This is a genomic window from Blattabacterium cuenoti, assembly GCF_014251655.1.
In the GTDB taxonomy this organism is placed as follows: Bacteria; Bacteroidota; Bacteroidia; order Flavobacteriales; family Blattabacteriaceae; genus Blattabacterium; species Blattabacterium cuenoti_I.
Genome location: NZ_CP059225.1, coordinates 529,483 through 549,951, shown reverse-complemented (window position 1 = coordinate 549,951; position 20,469 = coordinate 529,483). Strand labels below are relative to the sequence as shown.

Here is a 20,469-nt window from a genome sequence, read left to right as displayed (position 1 = left end):
AAACATATGATTGTTCATATTAGTATAGTTTTTATTACTATATTCATCTCCGCTTTTTTTTCTGGAATGGAAATGGCTTTAATTTCTTCTAGTTTATTTCAGATAGAACTAAATAAAAAAAAAGGATCATTCAGATCTAAACTTCTTTCTAAAAGTATTAATAATCCTAAACAATTTATAACAACAATGTTAATAGGTAATACTATCTCTTTAGTTGTATATGGAATTTATATGGGAAAATTATTTTTTTCTCTTTTACCAAAAGGATTATTGAATAATTCTTTATGGATTATTTTTTTAGAAACGGTTTTTTCTGCTTCTATTATTTTAATTGTAGGGGAATTTATTCCTAAACTAATATTTAGTGTATATTCTAATGAATTATTAAGTTTATTTATTGTTCCTGCATATTTATTATGTAAGGTTTTTTCTCCTATTACAAATTTTTTTATTTGGATTTCTGATGTATTTCTAAAAATTTTAGGAGAAAAAGAAAATGATAAAAAAAATTTTTTTGATAAAGAAGATCTCATTGATTTTTTATCGAAAAATATGGAGGGAAAAGTAAAAGAAAAAGATGTTGTAGAACATGAAATTGAAATTTTTCATAAAGCTTTAGATTTTTATGAAAAAAAAGCGCGAGAATGTATGGTCCCTAGGAAAGAAATTATTTCTTCTAATATGAGGGTTTCTTCTATGGAAAGTATATGTAATATATTGACTAAAAGTGGATTATCTAAAATTGTAATTTATAAAGACAATATAGATAATATTATAGGATATATTCATTATTTAGAAGTATTAAAAAAACCAAAAAATATTGATTCCATCATTAGATCTGTAGAGTTAGTTTATACAACTACTCCTATTAGAGAAATAATGGATCTTTTAATTAGAAAAAAGAGAAGCATAGCTATAGTTTTAGATGAATATGGAGGAACAGCAGGATTAATTACTATAGAAGATATTTTGGAAGAATTTCTTGGAGATATCAAGGATGAACATGATGGAAATATTTTGTTAAATAAAAAATTAAACTCTCATGAATTTTTATTTTCGGCACGTTTAGAAATTGATTTTATTAATACGAAGTATAATTTAGATCTTCCTAAATCTGAAAAATACGAGACTTTGGGTGGATTAATAGTTGCTTGCACAAAAGATATACCAAAATATGGAGAAAAAATAATTATCAATAAAAATTTGTTTATTGAAATAAAAAAAGTATCTAAGAATAAAATAGAGGAAGTCTTTCTTAAAAAAAAGTTTTGAAATGAGTTTTTTAGAAAAAATTAGAAAAAATACATGGTTAATTTTCTTTTTGATAAGTATTTCTTTGGTTTTTTTTATATTAGATCCTAATATTATTTTAAAATTTTTTTCTAAAAATCCCAATGTAATAGGAAAAGTGAATGGAGATGACATTTATCTAGAAGAATATCTTAGTTATTTTCGTTTTTTAAAACGATTTCGTGAAGGAACCCCAGATTATTTATTAAAAGATGATGCCTGGAAATTATTGGTACACGAAAAAGTATTAAACCAACAAGCAGAAAGATTAGGAATACAAAAAACAGAAAAAGATTTTTGGGATACTATGGAAAAACAATCTATATATAGTAAAATTATAGATTTTCAAGATGAAAAAGGAAAAATGGATATAAATAAATTCAAATTATATTTGAGCAATTTATATAGGAATAATAATATAAATTCTCAAATAGAAGAAGAAAGAAATATTTGGGATTCTGAAAAAAGAAGTATCAATAGAAGTATTCTTTCTAAGAAATATGTAGAAATGTTAATGTATGGATTGAATACTTCTTCTATAGAAGCTGAACTGAATTATAAAGAAAAAAATTCTTTTTCAATCATTGATTATATTTTTATTCCTTATTCAGAAATAGATAACAAATATTTTTGTATAAAAAGTAATGATATTCGAAATTATATTGGAATCAACAAGTATCTCTATAAAAAAGAAGATTTAAGAAATTTAAGTTTTGTTATTATTCGTTCTCATCCATCCTTAGATGATGAAAAAAATATGAACCTTAAAATAAAAGAATTATTTCATGAATTTAAACATTCTAATTATAATTCTATAATTGTTTCTAGAGAATCAGAAAAACCTTTTGATTCTAACTTTTATTTAAAAAAGAATCTTCCAATTCCTCTACAATATTTTATAGAAAAAAATAATCAGATTGGAAGTATGTTCGGTCCTGTTAAAGAAAACAATATTTATATCATAGCTAAATTAACTGGAAAAAAAATAATACATAATTTGGTTTTACCTAGACAAATCTTAATTTGTCATAAAAAATCTATACGTTTTTATAATCGAAGAAGTAAAAAAGAAGCTGAAAGAATAGCTAAAAATATATATAATACGGTTAAAAAAAATCCTGAAACATTTAATTCTTTTGTTATGAAAAAATCAGATGATTTTTTTCATGTAAAAAAAAATAGAGGAAGTCTAGGTTGGATAAAATATGGAGAACAAAATAATACTGGAAATTTTGATATTTTTTCTTTTAGGAATAAAATAGGAAAAGTAGGTTTATTTGAAACTAAATTTGGTTATCATATTATTAGAATAGATGATAAAAAAGATTTACAACCTGTTTATCAATTTTCTATTATCATAAAAAAACTGATTCCATCAAAAAAAACGGAAGAATCTATTTATAGAAATGTTATTAGATTCATAAAAGAAAATAAAACTTCTAATTTAAATACATTTATTAATAATGCAAGAAAAAAAAGGTACGAAACTATCTTTTTAGAAGAAATAAAAAATGTTCCATGGAAATGGAATATTCATGGATTAAATACTGGATTAGATAAGGAAATCATCAATTGGTCTTACGAAAAAAAAAGAAAAAAAGGGGATATAAAAGTATTTTCAACTGTAAATAAAGATTATGTTATAGTGTTTTTATCTAAAATTCAAAAAAAAGGATTTCCTATTGAAGAATTAAAAAATAATTTGATTCCTATTTTAATAAATAAAAAAATAGAGAACTTTTTTTCTAAAAATAGAAAGAAGTTTTTTCATAAAAATTTGGAAGATATCGCTTTATTTTTTTCAAAGAAAATAAATAAATATTGTAAAATCAATTTTTATTATTCTATGATTGAAAATTATCAAGAGCCAAAAGTAGTAGGGGCTGCTTTTTCCTCAAAATTATATGAAACTTCCAAACCTATATTAGGAAATAGAGGCATCTTTTTTATAAGACCATTAAAACGTTTTTACACATACAAAAATCCTTCTTATTTTTCTTATGAAATAGAATATTTAAATTCTTTTTTAAGAAAAAGCATTTTAGAAAAATTGGGAGATGTTTTAATAAAACAATCTAAAATAAAGGATTTTAGAAAAAATGTTTAATTATTTCGTTTTACAGAATAAGGAGGTTTTTTTATTTTTTTATTATCTTGAATAGGTTTATTGATGTTATTTGTCCTCATAATTTCATCTTTAATTTTATTTTTAGCATTTTTCAGATATCGAACCCCTTCCCCTAATTCACGAGCTATATCTGTTATTTTTTTTGGTCCAAATATGAGTATAGCTACAAAAATGATAAAGAAACTTTCTTCAATACTAATAAATAAAAAATTTTTCATTTCTCTATTTTATTTTTTAAAAATTTAGAAGTATCATATACTATAGATGGGGCTATAAATATAGAAGAGTAAGTTCCTACAATGACTCCTATAAATAAAGCAAACATAAAACTACGAATTACTATTCCTCCAAATAAAAAAATGATAAAAATTACTGATAAAGTGATAAATGATGTATTCATAGTTCTAGTTATAGAATGAATAATACCGTTATTAATAGAATTTTTACATATTGTTTTTCCAGAAATATTTCTGATTTTATCGTAAATAATTACGGTATCATTAATAGAATAACCTATTATGGTTAATAATGCAGCTATGAAATTTTGATCTATTTCTAAAATAGGAAATTTTTTATGAAAAAAAGAAAATATTCCAAGTACAATAATTATATCATGGATTAAGGCTCCTACAGCTCCTAATCCAAATTGCCATTTTTTAAATCTGATAAAAATGTAAAGAAATATTCCTATTAAAGAAATAATAATAGAAATAAAGGCTCTATTAGTTATATCTTTTGCTATTGAAGGGCCAATTTTTTCAGCAGATAAAATGCCTAAATTTTTATTTTTTTTTATATTTTTAAAATCCTTAAAACTGATAGAAAAATAACTCCTTAAAGAAAAAAATATTTTTTTCATGATTTCTTCATCTACTTTTATATTTTCTTCTCCTATTTTATATTTGGTTATTATTTTTAGTTGTTTTTCATTTCCAAATCTTTTAATATTTGGAAATGAAGGGATCCCTTTTTCTACAAATGTTTTTGATAAAATCTTATATATTTTTTCTGGGACTATTTTACGGTCAAAAAGAATTACGTAGGAACGTCCTCCTACAAAATCTAATCCAAAATTAAATCCTTTAAAAATCATAGAATATATACTAGTGATTAAAAAAATAGAAGAGATGGTATAAACCAATTTTCTTTTAGATAAAAAATTGACCCTTTTATGAAATAAATATGAAAGTAGATTATTGTTTCTAAAAGTAATTTTTTGATATTTTTTTGAATGCGACTCTAAAAATAACCTTCCTATACAAATAGAGGTAAACATAGATGTGATAATTCCAATAATTAAGGTAGTAGAAAAACCTCTAATAGGGCCTATTCCAAAGTAAAATAAAATAATTCCGCATAATAAAGTAGTTAATTGACCATCTATGATAGAAGATAAAGCTCCTTGTAAAGTATAACTATTATTAATAGAAGCTAAAAAATGGATTTTATTTTTTATATTTTCTTTAATTTTTTCAAAAATTAAAATATTTGCATCCATAGATATTGCTAATGTTAATATGATTCCTGCAATACCAGGAAAAGTTAATACTGCATTTATAGAAATCAGAATACCAAAAATAAATATTATATTAAAAATAAGAAGAATATTAGCATATAAACCTAAAATTCTATAATAAAAAATCATCCAAAAAAATACAAAAAATAAAGCTATTAAAAAAGATTGAATTCCTTTTTGAATAGATTCTTTTCCTAAAGAAGGTCCTATTATTTCTGTTTGAACAATTTTTATGGAAGTAGGTAATTTTCCTGTATTTAATATATTTACTAAATCATTAGATTCTTGTATAGAGAAATGTCCAGATATTTGTGACATTCCATTTGAAATAACGGATTTTACTAAAGGATTAGTATAAACATAATCATCAAGTACTATTGCTATGCATTTTCCTATATTTTTTTCAGTAAATATTTTCCATTTATTCATTCCTTTTTCATTCATCTTTATGTTTATAAAAACTTCATTAAAAGGACCAAAAGATTTATAAGCACGAATCCCCATATCCTCTACCTCTAAATGAGACATTTCTTCTTTAGTATTTTTTACAGCAAATAGTTGAAAAAAATTTCCCAAATTTTTGTATCCCCACAAAAATTTTATATCATGTAAATGATATGGTAAAGCTTCTTTGGTTTTATTTAATTCTAAAAATTTGGAAATTATTTTCTTATATTTTTTATGAATCAGTCCTACTGTATTTGGATCTTTAATATAAGAAAGATTCAAAATATCTATAAAAGATTTTTTTTTTACGTAATTTTCTTTGTAAAAAAGATGATTCATTGTATTAAAATATGGAAGGATTTCTTGTAAACTGAAAATTTCAAAAAAATGTAATTCTGCTTTTTTTTCTAAAATATTTTTTATTCTATCTATATCTTTAATTTCAGATAATTCTATTAAAATTTTATTGGAATTTTGGATTCTTTGTATGTTTGGTTGTGTAATTCCAAATTGGTCTATTCTAGATCTTAAAATATTTTGAATAGAAATAATAGATGATTCTATTTCTTTTCTGATAAATTTTTCTACTTCTGTATTTGAAGTATTGGAATCAATTTTTTCTATTTTATTTTCAAAAAAAGATGATAACCCAATTTTTCTATTTTCAAAGTAATTAATGAAAGAAGATACATAATCTGTATTTGGATTTTCTTTTTTTTTATGATCTGCATTTTTTAATGCATTTTCAAAAAATTCATTTTTAGAATTTTCAGAAACATTTTTAGAATTTTCAGAAAGTTGTTTTAATACATCTTTTTCGGATATATCTAAAATCATACTAATTCCCCCTTTTAAATCTAAACCTAGATTCAAAATTCTTTTTTTATTTATTATACTAAGAAATATATAATATGAACAAATTATAGTTAGTATAATAGTTATACAAATAATATAAAAATTTTTTATACGCATTTTATAAAAATAAAAAATTTCCATTAAAAAATTTTATAACTACCTTTGATTAAATGAATGCACTTGAAAAAATTTTATCTTATTCAAAACCTTATAAATATCATTACATTATTAATATATCATGTAATTTTTTACATTCTTTATTTTCAGTGGTGTCTATTATATCTATTTCCCCTATATTAAGTATTTTATTAGAAGTTTCCGAAAAAAAAAATAAAACAATATCTTTAAATTATTTTAATGGTTATTTTGATTGTTTCATTAAATATTTTCACGAATACATAAAAATATTATCAGAGGAATATGGAAAAATAAATACTCTATCCATATTTTGTATTTTTATTATCTTACTTTTTTTCATTCGTAATATTTTTCGATATTTAGCGGAATACTTTCTAATTGGAATAAGAACTTCTATTGTTAGAAATATTAGAAACGATTTTCATAAAAAAATATTGTCTTTTCCCATCATTTTTTTCTCAAACAAAAGAAATGGAGATTTGATGTCTAGATTATCTAATGATGTGAATGAAATAGAATTATCTATTGTTAATGCTTTAGCTAATCTAATTAGTTCTCCTATTATGCTTTCATTTCATTTATTAACCTTATTTTTTATGAGTTATCAATTAGCATTATTCGTACTTTTATTACTTCCTTTAATGGGTGCTTTTATTTCTATTATAGGAAATAGTCTTAAAAAAGATGCTAGAGGAGCTCAAAATCAGTTGGGAAAATTATTTTCTGTTGTAGAAGAAACTTTAAATTCTACTAAAATTATTAGCATATTTAATGCTGAAAAAAAGATGCAAAAACGTTTTGAAAACGTATCTGAATATCAAAAAATACTATCTTCTCGTGTAAATAGAAAAAAGGAATTAGCTTCTCCAATCAGTGAACTTTTAGGTTCTATTACTATGATTTTAATTATTTGGTATGGAGGAAAACTTTTTCTAGAAAAAAAAGGAATGGCTCCGGAAATACTCTTTCCTTTTATAGGATTATTTTTTCAAATTATTAATCCTGCAAAAAATTTAGTGAATTCCATATCCAGTATTCAGAAAGGAAAAGCTGCAGCGGAACGTATTGTAGAAATATTGGATACTAAATGTATTTCAAATGGAAATAATATCATTCGATCTAAATCTATTTTTAGTTTTAAAAATGAAATTTTATTTCGTAATGTATCATTTAATCATAATAAATTTTTTTTAATCAAAAATCTTAGTTTTACTTTAAAAAAAGGAAAAACTATAGCTTTAGTAGGAAAATCAGGAAGTGGTAAATCTACTATCGCTAATTTATTAGCTAATTTCTATAATGTAACATCTGGAGAAATAATTGTTGATGGTATTAATATTAAATATTTAAAAATTAAAGATTATAGAAAATTATTGGGAATGGTAACTCAAGAACCAGTTCTTTTTAATGATTCTTTTTTTAATAATATAGTACTGGGAGTAGAAAAAAAAATATCATTAAATTCTGTTATAAAAGCGGCTAAAATTGCAAATGCTCATTGTTTTATAAAAAGATTTCCAAAAGGATATGATACAATTATTGGATATAATGGAAATAAACTGTCTTTAGGACAAAAACAAAGAATCAGTATAGCCAGAGCTATATTAAGAAATCCTCCAATTATGATTTTAGATGAAGCGACTTATTCTTTAGATACAGAATCAGAATTAGCAGTTCAAAAAGCTTTAAATCATAGAACCTCTTTAGTAATAGCACATCGATTATCCTCTACTATTATACAAAATGCAGACCATATTATGGTATTAGAAAAAGGTAAAATTGTAGAACAAGGGAAACATAAATCTCTAATTTCTAAAAAAGGATTTTATAGTGAGTTACTATCTTTGAAAAATTTTTGAAAAATGAATATCGAAAAATATATTAAAGATATTATTGATCATCCTATTTTATCTATTGCTATTATAGGAAATCTTTTTTTGATAGAAAGTATTTTATCCATAGATAATTCAGTTATATTGGCTTCTATGATTACGAATCTAAGAAAAGAAGATAGAAAAAAAGCTATAAAATATGGAATGATTGGAGCTTATTTCTTTAGAGGATTATGTTTATTTTTTGCTTCTACATTAATAAAAATATGGTGGTTCAAACCATTAGGTGGTTTATATTTAATTTTTATAGGATTAAATTATTTAATCAAAAAAAATAGTTTTTTATCAAAAAATGGAAAAGAAAAATATTCTTTTTGGAAAATTATTTTTTTCATAGAGATGATGGATCTATCTTTTTCTATAGATAATATATTTGCATCTGTTGCTATTTCAGAAAATTTGTTATTGATTATTATAGGGGTATTTATAGGTATTTTATCAATAAGATTAATTGCACAATTTTTTATTCGATTAATGGATAGATTTCCAGAATTAAAAAATTCTTCTTTTTATATAATCATTATTCTTGGAATAAAACTTATTCTTTCTTCTTTTAATGAAAAGGAACTTAGTTTTTTTTCATCCGAAGGAATATTTTCTTTATTGACTCTTTTAATATTTGGATTCTCCATTTTTTTTTCTTGGATCAAGAAAAAATTTAAAGCAATATTCTAATGGGATCTTCTAAAAATTTTATAAGAGAATCAATGTATTTACTACCTATAACTCCATCTATAATTCTATGATCACAAGACAATGTAATTTTCATGATATTTCCTATTTTTATCTCAGAATTTTTAACAATGGGGATCCTCATAATTGATCCTACTGATAAAATAGATGAATTTGGAGTGTTAATAATGGAAGTAAAAGATTCTATTCCATACATTCCTAAGTTAGAAACTGTAAAAGTACTGTTCTCTATTTCTTCCGGTTGTATTTTTTTTAATTTTGAACGTGATATTTTATCTTTTATATCTTTTGATATTTGTAACAATGATTTTTTATCTGCATTTCTAATAACTGGAACTATTAATCCATCTTTAACAGCTACTGCCACTCCTATATGAATATTAGAATGATATAAAACTTTTTCTTCATCCCAAGATACATTCATATCAGGATGTTTTTTTAAAGAAAGAGCTACAGCTTTTATAATGATATCATTAAATGATATTTTTTCTTCATAAGAAAGTTTTTCATTTAAATTTTTTCTAAGATCAATTAATTCATCTACACATATTTTACTAAATAAATAATAATGAGGGGCTGAAAATTTAGAAAAAGTTAAATGTTTGGCTATACTTTTTCTCATAGTACTGTGACTCTTACTTTCTAAATCTTTTTTGGATTTTTTTCTTTCATAAGATTCAATATCTCTTTTAACGATTCTTCCGTATTCTCCGCTGCCTTTTATATCATTTATAAAGATCCCTCTACTTTTAGCCATTTTTTTTGCTAAAGGAGAAATAAATATCCTATCATCTTTTTTTTCTTCTTCTTTTTTTTCTTTTTGTTTTTTTGATTTTGAAATAAGATGATTAATATTTTCTCCTTCTTTTCCTATAATGGCTAATACATCATCAACACGTGTTTTTTCTCCTTCTTTTACTCCAATAAAAAGTAAAATTCCATTCACGTCTATTTCAAAATCTTGAGTGGCTTTATCTGTTTCTATTTCAGCTAAAATATCACCTTCCGAAACTTTATCTCCTATTTTTTTGTTCCATTTTACTACAGTTCCTTCTTCCATAGTATCACTTAATTTTGGCATAGATATTATTTTCGCCATATAATATTTTTTTTTCTTCTTATGAAGATATAACTTCTTTATCTAAGAAAGGATAATTTTTTTCGTTATAAACAACATTATACATCTCTTCCAAAGAAGGATAATCCGATTTATTAGCGAATTCAACACAAGATTCTACTTCTTTCTTTACTTCATTTTCTATGAAATTTAAATTTTCTTCAGGTTCCCATTTATTTTTTAGTATAATATTTTTTAGTTTTAGAATAGGATCTTTTTGTTTATATAAAAATACTTCTTTTTTACTTCTATATGATTCTGCATCCGACATTGAATGTCCTCTATATCTGTAGGTTTTAATATCTAAGAAAGAGGCTCCATCTCCTTTTCTAGCTCTTTCTATCGCAGTAGAAGCTGCCTGTGCTATTTTTTCAGGATTCATTCCATCCACAGGATAAGATGGCATTCCATATGATAATCCTATTTTATAAATTTCTTCTATATTAGTACTTCTTTTTACAGAAGTCCCCATAGCATACTTATTATTTTCACATATAAATACAACAGGTAGTTTCCATATCATAGCCATATTAAAAGTTTCATGTAAAGAACCTTGTCTTACGGCTCCGTCTCCCATAATCGTGATAGTAACCGATTCTCGATTGAAATATTTATCAGCAAAGGCGATCCCAGCTCCTAATGGTATTTGCCCTCCTACAATTCCATGTCCACCGTAAAAACGATGTTTTTTACTGAAAATATGCATAGATCCTCCCATACCAAGGGAAGTCCCTGTTTTTTTACCTAAAAGTTCTGCCATTACTTTTTTTGGATCTACTCCCATAGAAATGGGTAAAATATGACATCTATAAGCAGTGATTATTTTATCTTTAGACATATCCATAGCATGAGTTAATCCTGCAGGAATAGCCTCTTGTCCATTGTATAAATGTAAAAAACCTCTAATTTTTTGGTTTAAATAAAGACTACGACATTTATCCTCAAATTTTCTCCAAAAAGACATATCTCTAAACCACTTGATATAGGTTTCCATAGTGATTTCTTTCATAAAAGAAAAAATAATTTTATGAATTATTTAACGTATGCAAATTTAATATTTAAGATCCAATTTACAAATAATTATTCTATGAAATGAAATAAACAAGATTTTCTAAAGCTAATTCTCTTGAACCTTTAAGAAGAACATAATCAGTTTTTGGAATTATATATTTTTTGGTCCATTCAATGAAATTTTTTTTATTCAGGAATTTTTTTATTCTGTAAGAAGTATTAACATGAAAAAATATATTTCCAATTAAAAATGTTACGTCAATATTGCTTTTTTCTATAAAAGAAACTATTTTTTGATGTTCGTAATTAGAAAAAACTCCTAATTCTAGCATATCTCCTAATATAACCATTTTTATTCCTTTTATATGATCGTTAAAAAACGTCAAAGCTTTTATCATACTAGTAGGATTAGCATTGTAACAATCTATAATGATTTTAATGTTTTTTTTTACGACAACCTGAGATCGTTTATTATTAGGAATGTATTCTTCTACTGCTTTTTTTAGATCGTTAAAAGGAATTTTAAAATAATTACCAATAGCTATAGAAGAAGCTATATTGTATAGATTATAATTTCCTACTAAGGAAGAACTTATTGTGATATTATCAACATATAAAATTGATTTCAAATTACTTTTTTTCCACAAGTATTTAATATTGATATTGGGATTTATTTCTTTTTTTTCCGAAAAAATATACCTATTCATTCCTATACTATTAGACAGTTGGATAGGATCGTCTCCATTTACAAATACTACTTTTTTCTTTTTTTTCAAAAAATCATATAATTCTAATTTTCCACGAATAACACCTTTCATATTCTTAAATCCTTTCAAATGAGCTTTTCCAAAATTAGTAATGTATCCATAATCTGGATTAATAATAGAGCACATATTTTCTATTTCTTTTTCGTGACTAGCTCCAATTTCTATAACAGATATCTGTGTATCTATAGACATGGAAAGTATTGTTAATGGAATTCCTATATGATTGTTTAAATTATCTTTGGTATAATGAACTTTTTTATATTTCTTAGAAAGAATACAAATTAGAATCTCTTTTGTTGTTGTTTTTCCATTGCTTCCTGTAATTGCAATGATAGGAATACGATTAAGCTTTTCTCTGTGGTACGTAGCTAATTTTTGTAAAAAATCTATACTATTCTCTACAAGAACAGTTTTTTTACAGGAAAAAAATTTATTATCTACTATGGCTAATAGGGCCCCATTTGAAATAGCTTCATGAGAAAATTTATTTCCATCAAAATTTTTTCCTTTCAAAGCTATAAAAAGAGATCCTTTTTTTACTTTTTTGCTATTTATTTCTATTCCAGAAGATGTTGTGTATAATTGATATATATCCTTAATATTCATAAAAAAAATTATTACAGTAAATCTTTTTCTAGTTTTGTTTTCAAATTATTAATATTAGTAATGATAGTTCTTTTTTGATCTTTAATATAAGATATATAACCTGTTTCTTCAGAAATAACCAGACAGATGGCATCTGTTTTTTCTGATAATCCAATAGCAGCTCTATGACGTAATCCTAAACGAGATGGGATTTCTTTATTGTAAGAGACAGGTAGAATTGCTCTTGTTTTTTTTATTCGGTTTTCTATAATGACCACAGCCCCATCATGTAATGGACTATTTTTATAGAAAATGCTTTCTAATATAGGAATATTTACCTTAGTATCCATTTCATCTCCATTTTGAATAAATTCTTTTAAATCTTGATGTAATTGAATAACTATTAAAACACCTGTTTTATCTCCTGAGAAAATGGCACAAGCTTTTACTATGCTATCTATAGTTTCAGTTTTTATTGAAATTACAGATTTTTTAAAAAGAGAAAAAATAAATTTTTTAAAAAAAATTCTGCTTCCCACTATAAGAAGAAATTTCCTAATTTCCGGTTGAAATACAATAATTAAAGCTAAAAAACCTCCTTTGAAAAAAGCACTCATAACTATGCTGAGAAATTTCATTTCATAGATTTCTACTATTTTCCAGAAGATAAAAGTAGCAATGATTCCATAAAAAATATTTAAAGCAGGAGTGCTATAGACTAATCTATAGATCTGTAAAAAAATAATAGCAACTAAAAAGACATCTAAAATATCAATAAAAGAAATTTTCGATAAAAACAAAAGATTTATGCACAAAAATAATATATATATTAATGAATTATAAAATTTTTCCAGAATAATATTGTACTAATTTAATGCATTCTATAGCTTCTTTTACATCATGAACCCGTAATAATTTGGCCCCATTTATAAGAGACATAGTATGAAGGATTGATGTCGCATTGAGAGAATTTTCTATATTTATTTTTAAAAGATCCTTAATCATAGATTTTCTAGAAATTCCTACTAGAATTAAATGATCTTGAAACCCTAATAAAGACAAATATTTCAATAATTGAAAATTTTGTTTTAATGTTTTTCCGAATCCAAATCCAGGATCCAAAATAATATCTTGAATTCCATATTGTTTTAAATAATAAATTTTTTTAGAAAAAAATTTATTTATTTCGGTGATTATATTTTCATTATAAAATGGATCACTTTGCATATTTTCAGGAATTCCTTTCATATGATTTAATATATATGGTATATTTAACTGTCCCAGTAAGGAAAACATATTTTTGTCTAATTCCCCTCCTGATATATCATTGATCATAATCACTCCTTCTTCTACAGCTATTTTTGCTATTTTACTACGAAAAGTATCTATAGATATTTTTACATTTGGAAAATGTTTTATGATAGAACGAATAGGTTTTATTACTCTTTTTAACTCTTCTTCTTCAGAAACTAATTTTGATCCTGGTCTCGTAGAACACCCACCTATATCTATAAAATCAGATCCTTCATCTAATAAAATTTCAACATGTTGTAATATTCGATATTCAGAATTTAATTTTCCACCATCATAGAAAGAATCAGGAGTTATATTAACAATTCCCATAATTTTTGGTTCATTAAAATGTAATAAAGATCCTCCAAAATTAATTATCATTATTAAAAGACATATTTTTAACTATGTATGTAAAATTAAATGATATGAATGATTCTTTTATTGATTTGATTATTCAAAAATGTAGAAAATTATTTTTAAGTAAATTAAAATATTATGATGTTTCATGGAAATATTTGAAACATTCTTCTATGACCGATCAAATTTTGATTAAGGTGATTAGAATAAAAAATATTGAATCTAAAGGATATCAAGAAGTAAAAGAAGAAAAAATAATAGATACATATATAGATGTTATAAATTATATTATTATAATGTTGATAAAATTAGATGTTTTTTTTGTATTAAATATTAATAAAATATCACATAATGATGTTATTCGTCTTTATAATGAAAAATTTAAAAAGATAACAAATTGTATTTGTACTAATGTATATGTTTTTAAAAATCAATCTATTAGTAGTATTTTAGATAAAATGTTATCTTTGAAAAAAGAGATATCATTTCTATCATTTCAAAAATTAGAAGGATTTTATTTTCAAATATTAATTGAAACCATTTTATTATTAGTAAAAAAAAATTATTAATTGTTGTACACAAAAAAATGAGAAAAAAAATTGTTATTGCAAATTGGAAAATGAATCATGATTTTTATGAAACAACTTCTTTTCTTAGGAATTTATTACAAATTATTTATGAAAAAAAAATAAATCATAGTAAGAAAATTATTATTGCTCCTTCTTTTCCTTTTTTACATATTTCAAATCAAATATTACAAGGAACTATTTTAGATATTTCGGCTCAAAATATTCATTACATGGATAAAGGAGCTTATACAGGAGAAGTATCAGCTTCTATGTTAAAATCTATAGGAATCAAAAACGTTATATTAGGACATAGTGAACGGAGAGAATTTTTTTTTGAAAAAAATGATCTTTTACTAAAGAAAATAAAAATTGCATTAAAATATGGTTTAAATATTATTTTTTGTGTAGGAGAAACGAATGTTGAAAGAAATAATAATCAACAATTTCACGTAGTAAAAAAACAATTATCAGAAACTGTTTTTCAATGTTCTATAGATAAAGTTAGATCTTTTCATATTGCTTATGAACCAGTTTGGTCTATTGGAACTGGAAAAACTGCTAGCTTGGAACAAGCTCAAACAATGCATGAATTTATTCGTTCTTTATTTTCCGATAAATATGGGGTTAATTTTTCAAAAATTATATCTATTTTGTATGGAGGAAGCATCAATGATATTAATGCAAAGAACCTATTCTCACAAAAAGATATAGATGGAGGGATTGTAGGAAATTCTTCTCTAAAATTAGAACAATTTTTAAAAATTGTTCAATCATAATTGAAGTAGTATGTATATTTAAGTGAAATTGAATATAGGCCTCGTAGCTTAATTGGATAGAGCATCTGATTACGGATCAGAAGGTTATGGGTTCGAGTCCCTTCGAGGTCACCTTTTTTATCCTTTTTATCCTAAATAAGGTTTAAGAATTTTACTTCTAGAAGAATGTTTTAATCTTTTTAACGCTATACTTTCTATTTGTCTAACACGTTCTCTTGTCAAATCACATGATTGTCCAACTTCTTCTAAAGTCATTGGAGGAGACCCATTTAACCCAAAATGTAAAATAATAACACGACGTTCTCTTTCGCTCAAAGTTTCTAAAATTCTTTTTATATCTTTTCGTAGAGATTCTTTCTCTAAATGTTCATCTGGACGAGGAGATTCATCCGATCTAACCAAATCATATAAATTAGAATCTTCTCCTTCTATTAAAGGGGCATCCATGGATACATGTCTTCCTGAATTTTTTATAGATTCTTCGACATCTTTTTCATTCATGTTTAAATGGTCTGCAATTTCTCTTGTAGAAGGGGTTCTTTGTAATTCTTGTTCTAATTGAGCAAAAGTTTTTAATATTTTGTTTAATAAAGCTAGTTTGTTTGTAGGTTGTCTGATAGAACGTGATTGTTCAGCTATAGCTTGTAAAATAGCTTGTCTTATCCACCAAACCACATAAGATATACATTTGAATCCTCTAGTTTCATCAAATCGTAAAATTCCCTTTATTAGTCCTAAATTTCCTTCATTAATTAAATCACATAAACTTAATCCTTGATTTTGATACTGTTTAGCTACAGAAACCACAAATCGCAAGTTTGCATTTACCAATTTAGTTATAGCGGTAGGATCTCCTTTTCTTGCTTTACGAGCATATTCCACTTCTTCTTCTGGAGTTAATAATGGTATTTTTCCAATTTCATGAAGATATTTATCCAAGGATTCTGATTCACGATTTGTTACTTGTTTAGTTATTTTAAGTTGTCTCATATTTCTTTTTTTATCTTTTTTTTTCTTTTCTTTGTTTTTTGGATAATATACTTTCTTTTTTTACTGGACGAGGAAATAGTCTTTTTCTAGAAAGTTTCATTTTTTTATTTTTTTCATCCATTCCCATAAATTTTACATCGATAATGTCCCCTATATGGAATTCTTCTTCTATATTATTTAGTCTTTCCCATCTTATTTCTGAAATATGTAACAACCCTTCTACCCCTTTAGCTATCTCTACGAATGCTCCAAAATCTTTTATAGATTTTACTTTAGCCTTATAAATTTTTCCTAATTCAGGAACAAAAGCTATTTTTTTGATCCTATTAATAGCTTTTTCTATTTTTTCATCATCTTTTCCAATAATTTCAATATAACCAACATTCCCTTTTTCTTCAATAATTATATTTGTATTTGTACAGGATTGTATTTCTTGAATTACCTTTCCACCAGGTCCTATTACTAAACCTATAAAATCTTTAGGAATAGTAAAAGTATATATTTTTGGAGCATTGGTTTTCATTTTTTTTCTATATCTAGGAAGAGTTTCTTGCATCTTTTTTAAAATAAATAGACGACCTTCTAAAGCTTGTATTAAAATTTCATTTAAAAGATTATATGTGAGTCCTTGTATTTTTTTTACATCCATTTGACAAGCTGTAATTCCATTTTTTGTTCCTGTTATTTTAAAATCTAAATCTCCAAAATGATCTTCTTCTCCTAGTATATCGGATATAATAACTTGTTTTTCATTTTCCATGAATAACCCCATAGAAATACCTGATACTGGATTTTTAATGGAAATTCCAGCATCCATTAAAGCTAAACTAGCAGCACAAACTGTAGCCATAGAAGAAGATCCATTAGATTCTAAAATATCTGATACAACACGAATTGTATATGGATTATTAGGAATCATATTTTTTAGTGCACGTTGAGCTAAATTTCCATGACCTATTTCACGTCTAGATATCCCTCTTATTGGACGAATTTCTCCTGTGGAAAAGGGAGGAAAATTATAATGTAAATAGAATTTTTCTTGATTTTCCATGATTACATTATCTATTCTATTAGCATCTAAAGACGATCCTAATGTCACTGTGGTTAAAGATTGGGTTTCTCCTCTTGAAAATAAAGCAGATCCATGTACTCCAGGTAAATAATCAACAATACTATAAATAGAACGTATTTGTCGATTAGATCTTCCATCCAGTCGAATCCCTTTTTCTAAAATTAAATTTCTGATTATTTTTTTTCTGATTTCTTCATATGATTGATCAATGAAAATTTCTTTTTTTTCTATTTCTTCTTCTATTAAAAATTGTTTCTTAAAATTGTTTAAGATAATTTTTTCTTGAATAGATCTGTTTTTTTTATCTAAAAAATTGCTATAAACTTCATTTATTTTTTCATATGAAAAAGTAAAAAGTTTTTTTTCTAAAAATTCATATTCTGTTTCTATTATAGCTGTATTTTTCATCGTTTCATCACTATAAAAACGATTTTTTATCAATTTATTAGATAAACGTATTTGAGCTTCTATTTGAGGTTTTATAGCTTCATGAGCCATAATAATAGCTTTCAAAAATTCATCTTCTTTTACTTCTTTCATTTCTCCTTCTATCATGATAATTGAATTTTTTGACGCACCTACTATTAAATCTAAATCGGCTTCTTTTAATTGATCTAAACTAGGGTTAATAAAAAATTCTCCTTTAATTCGAATAATACGTATTTCTGATATTGGTCCATAAAAAGGAACCCCTGATACAGATAAAGCTGTTGATGCGGCTAATCCTGCTAATCCATCTGGTAAAACAGTATGATCATATGATAGTAAAGAAATCATAATTTGTATTTCTTTTTTTAAATATTTTGGAAACATAGGTCTTAATACACGATCGACCAATCTCATAGTCAATATTTCTTCATCGGAAGGTCTTCCTTCTCTTTTTATAAAACCTCCAGGAATTTTTCCCCCAGCCGAATATTTTTCTCTATAATCCACAATTAAGGGAAAAAAATTTGTTTTATTTTTTATTTCTTTAGAAATCACTACAGTAGATAATAACATGGTATCTTGTACTCGTACAATAGCCGCTCCATCAGCTTGTTTAGCTAATAAACCGGTTTCTATAACGATAGTTCGTCCATCTTTCATAGAAACGGTTTCCTTTACTATATCTTGTTGCATATTTTCTTTTTAAATAATAATGTAGTAAAACGCTATTTTCTTAATCCTAAATGTTTAATTATATTTTTATAACTGTTGAAATCACGTTTTTCTATATATTTTAACAATTTTTTTCTTTTACCCACTAATTTTACTAAAGTTCTTTCCGTATTAAAATCTTTTTTATTATTTTTTAGATGTCTACTTAAATGATTGATTCTATAAGTAAATAAAGCAATTTGTCCTTGTACAGATCCTGTATCATGAATAGATTTTCCATAAGTTTTGAATATTTCTTTTTTTTTCTCTATAATAGTCATAATGATCAAGTTATAAATAAATGTTTTTAATAATCATATCCTTTCCATTTTTAAAATGGAATCGATATATTTTCTATCATTAGATAAACGAGGTATTTTGTTTTGTCCTCCAAGTTTTTTATGTTTTTTTAACCAATCATAAAATAAACCATTTCTAGCTACATATATAATAGGTGGACCTAAAACAATATCTTTATATCGTTTAGTATCATAATCTGAATTCAAAAATTTTAATTCTTTATCTAAAATATCTCTAAAATCGACTAAATTTTTGGGATGTTTTTTAAATTCTATAATCCATTCATGAGCTCCCGAATTTTTTTTATTTATATAAATAGGTCCAGCTGTATATTCATGAATAATAGAATCTGTTTTTATACAAGCGACGTTTAAAGCTTTTTCTGCATTTTCGATAATTAATTCTTCTCCAAAAGAATTAATATAATGTGAAGTTCTTCCTGAAATAGATATTCTATATGGAGATAAATTTGTAAATCTAATAGTATCTCCAACTATATATCTCCATAATCCAGCATTGGTAGAAATAACAAGTGCATAATTTTTATTCAATTCAACCTTATCAAGGGATAAAATTTTAGGATTTGGTTCATTTATATCTTTAACAGAAATAAATTCATAAAAAATTCCATGATTTAATAAAAGTAAAAGATCTTCTACATTTTTCTTATCTTGAACAGCAAAAAAACCTTCTGAAGCACTATATACATTATAGTAATTAATAGATTTTTCGAACAAATTCTCATACTGATGAATATAAGGAGTTAAACTTACTCCTCCATGAAATATTACTTCTATGTTAGGCCATATTTCGTTAATTTTTTTTTTATTAAATTTTTTCAAAAATTTATTTAAAAGGATCAATATCCAAGAACAAACCCCAAGCATAATACGAACGTCTTTATTTACGGTTTTTATTATAATATTTTCTAATTTTTTTTCCCATTCGCTCATTAAAGCTATTTCCTTACCAGGAATACAAATATAATCGGCCCAAAAAGGCATATTCTTAATTAGAATAGAAGACAAGTCTCCATAAAACGTATTATAATTTTTATACAATTTATGGCTTCCTCCTAAACGAACTGCTTTTCCAAAAAATATTTTTGTTTTTGGATGATTATGTATATAAATAGATAATAGATCTTTTCCCGCTTTATAATGACATTCGTTCATAGAAAATGAAGTAACAGGAATATATTTACTTCTTGCATTTGTAGTTCCAGAAGATTTAGCGAACCATTTAACGGATCCTGGCCAAAGGATATTTTTTTCCCCTTTTCGGATTCTTTTAATGATAGATTTTAAATCCGAATATTTACATAGGGGAATTCTTTCATCAAATTGTTGATATTTTTTTATATCACGGAATCCATATTTTTTTCCAAATTCAGTATCTCTAGCGTAAAAAATTAATTGATGAATTAATTGATTCTGAATTTCTATAGGATAACGCATAAAAGATTCTATATTTTTTATTCTTTTTTTAAGAAAAGAAGATGTAAAATATCCACATAAATATTTGATCATCGGA

Annotated in this window: 17 protein-coding genes and 1 tRNA gene; 7 read left to right on the top strand and 11 right to left on the bottom strand. The window is 24.6% G+C overall.

Annotated elements, in window-relative coordinates:
- Nucleotides 1-6: 6 nt before the first annotated feature.
- Together H0H63_RS02665 and H0H63_RS02660 are read left to right on the top strand one after the other, a co-directional pair.
- Complete coding sequence (locus H0H63_RS02665; RefSeq protein ID WP_185858465.1) at nucleotides 7-1,272, top strand: hemolysin family protein; 1,266 nt, start codon at nucleotides 7-9, stop codon at nucleotides 1,270-1,272.
- A 1-nt stretch (nucleotide 1,273) separates the two neighbouring features.
- Entirely contained in the window at nucleotides 1,274-3,397 is a 2,124-nt protein-coding gene (locus H0H63_RS02660) for a SurA N-terminal domain-containing protein (RefSeq protein WP_185858464.1), read from the top strand.
- On the opposite strand, the gene H0H63_RS02655 is transcribed toward H0H63_RS02660, so the two are convergent.
- Entirely contained in the window at nucleotides 3,394-3,636 is a 243-nt protein-coding gene (locus H0H63_RS02655; RefSeq protein WP_185858463.1) for a Sec-independent protein translocase subunit TatA/TatB, read from the bottom strand. The genes H0H63_RS02660 and H0H63_RS02655 overlap by 4 nt on opposite strands.
- A complete protein-coding gene (gene secD / locus H0H63_RS02650; RefSeq protein ID WP_238784398.1) occupies nucleotides 3,633-6,254 on the bottom strand; it encodes a protein translocase subunit SecD in 2,622 nt (873 codons plus the stop codon). The genes H0H63_RS02655 and secD overlap by 4 nt, the downstream gene beginning before the upstream one ends.
- A gap of 152 nt (nucleotides 6,255-6,406) precedes the next feature.
- Here secD and H0H63_RS02645 point away from each other — a divergent pair, with 152 nt between their 5' ends.
- Both H0H63_RS02645 and H0H63_RS02640 read left to right on the top strand, forming a co-directional pair.
- Entirely contained in the window at nucleotides 6,407-8,233 is a 1,827-nt protein-coding gene (locus tag H0H63_RS02645; RefSeq protein WP_185858462.1) for an ABC transporter ATP-binding protein, read from the top strand.
- Nucleotides 8,234-8,236: 3 nt separating this feature from the next.
- Nucleotides 8,237-8,941, top strand: coding sequence for a TerC family protein (locus H0H63_RS02640; protein WP_185858461.1), 705 nt, complete (start codon nucleotides 8,237-8,239; stop codon nucleotides 8,939-8,941).
- Here the strand turns inward: H0H63_RS02640 and H0H63_RS02635 are convergent.
- The 5 genes from H0H63_RS02635 to folP form a co-directional block, all read right to left on the bottom strand.
- Nucleotides 8,925-10,058: a dihydrolipoamide acetyltransferase family protein gene (locus H0H63_RS02635; protein ID WP_185858460.1), complete on the bottom strand. Its 1,134-nt coding sequence runs from the start codon at nucleotides 10,056-10,058 to the stop codon at nucleotides 8,925-8,927. The genes H0H63_RS02640 and H0H63_RS02635 overlap by 17 nt on opposite strands.
- Before the next feature lie 19 nt (nucleotides 10,059-10,077).
- Nucleotides 10,078-11,085 carry a pyruvate dehydrogenase (acetyl-transferring) E1 component subunit alpha gene (gene pdhA, locus H0H63_RS02630; protein WP_185858459.1) on the bottom strand — a complete coding sequence of 336 codons (1,008 nt, stop codon included), beginning with the start codon at nucleotides 11,083-11,085 and terminating at the stop codon, nucleotides 10,078-10,080.
- A 76-nt stretch (nucleotides 11,086-11,161) separates the two neighbouring features.
- Nucleotides 11,162-12,460, bottom strand: a complete 1,299-nt coding sequence (locus H0H63_RS02625; protein WP_185858458.1) for a UDP-N-acetylmuramoyl-tripeptide--D-alanyl-D-alanine ligase — start codon at nucleotides 12,458-12,460, stop codon at nucleotides 11,162-11,164.
- Between the two features lie 11 nt (nucleotides 12,461-12,471).
- Nucleotides 12,472-13,248, bottom strand: a complete 777-nt coding sequence (locus tag H0H63_RS02620) for a diadenylate cyclase (RefSeq protein ID WP_185858813.1) — start codon at nucleotides 13,246-13,248, stop codon at nucleotides 12,472-12,474.
- A 28-nt stretch (nucleotides 13,249-13,276) separates the two neighbouring features.
- Nucleotides 13,277-14,113, bottom strand: a complete 837-nt coding sequence (gene folP, locus H0H63_RS02615; RefSeq protein ID WP_185858457.1) for a dihydropteroate synthase — start codon at nucleotides 14,111-14,113, stop codon at nucleotides 13,277-13,279.
- Nucleotides 14,114-14,136: 23 nt separating this feature from the next.
- On the opposite strand from folP, the gene H0H63_RS02610 reads away from it, so the two are divergent.
- The 3 genes from H0H63_RS02610 (at nucleotide 14,137) to H0H63_RS02600 (ending at nucleotide 15,545) form a co-directional block, all read left to right on the top strand.
- Nucleotides 14,137-14,658 carry a DUF1599 domain-containing protein gene (locus H0H63_RS02610; protein ID WP_238784397.1) on the top strand — a complete coding sequence of 174 codons (522 nt, stop codon included), beginning with the start codon at nucleotides 14,137-14,139 and terminating at the stop codon, nucleotides 14,656-14,658.
- A gap of 17 nt (nucleotides 14,659-14,675) precedes the next feature.
- Entirely contained in the window at nucleotides 14,676-15,434 is a 759-nt protein-coding gene (gene tpiA, locus H0H63_RS02605) for a triose-phosphate isomerase (protein ID WP_185858456.1), read from the top strand.
- Between the two features lie 37 nt (nucleotides 15,435-15,471).
- Nucleotides 15,472-15,545, top strand: a tRNA-Arg gene (locus H0H63_RS02600).
- A gap of 15 nt (nucleotides 15,546-15,560) precedes the next feature.
- Here H0H63_RS02600 and H0H63_RS02595 read toward each other — a convergent pair.
- The 4 genes from H0H63_RS02595 to H0H63_RS02580 are packed head-to-tail and all read right to left on the bottom strand — an operon-like array spanning nucleotide 15,561 to nucleotide 20,465.
- Entirely contained in the window at nucleotides 15,561-16,424 is an 864-nt protein-coding gene (locus tag H0H63_RS02595) for a sigma-70 family RNA polymerase sigma factor (RefSeq protein WP_185858455.1), read from the bottom strand.
- A 10-nt stretch (nucleotides 16,425-16,434) separates the two neighbouring features.
- Nucleotides 16,435-18,618: a polyribonucleotide nucleotidyltransferase gene (locus H0H63_RS02590; protein WP_185858454.1), complete on the bottom strand. Its 2,184-nt coding sequence runs from the start codon at nucleotides 18,616-18,618 to the stop codon at nucleotides 16,435-16,437.
- A gap of 32 nt (nucleotides 18,619-18,650) precedes the next feature.
- Nucleotides 18,651-18,917 (bottom strand): 30S ribosomal protein S15, encoded by a 267-nt coding sequence (rpsO, locus tag H0H63_RS02585; protein ID WP_185858453.1) that lies wholly within the window; start codon nucleotides 18,915-18,917, stop codon nucleotides 18,651-18,653.
- Between the two features lie 33 nt (nucleotides 18,918-18,950).
- Nucleotides 18,951-20,465 carry a GH3 auxin-responsive promoter family protein gene (locus H0H63_RS02580; RefSeq protein WP_185858452.1) on the bottom strand — a complete coding sequence of 505 codons (1,515 nt, stop codon included), beginning with the start codon at nucleotides 20,463-20,465 and terminating at the stop codon, nucleotides 18,951-18,953.
- Nucleotides 20,466-20,469: the final 4 nt, after the last annotated feature.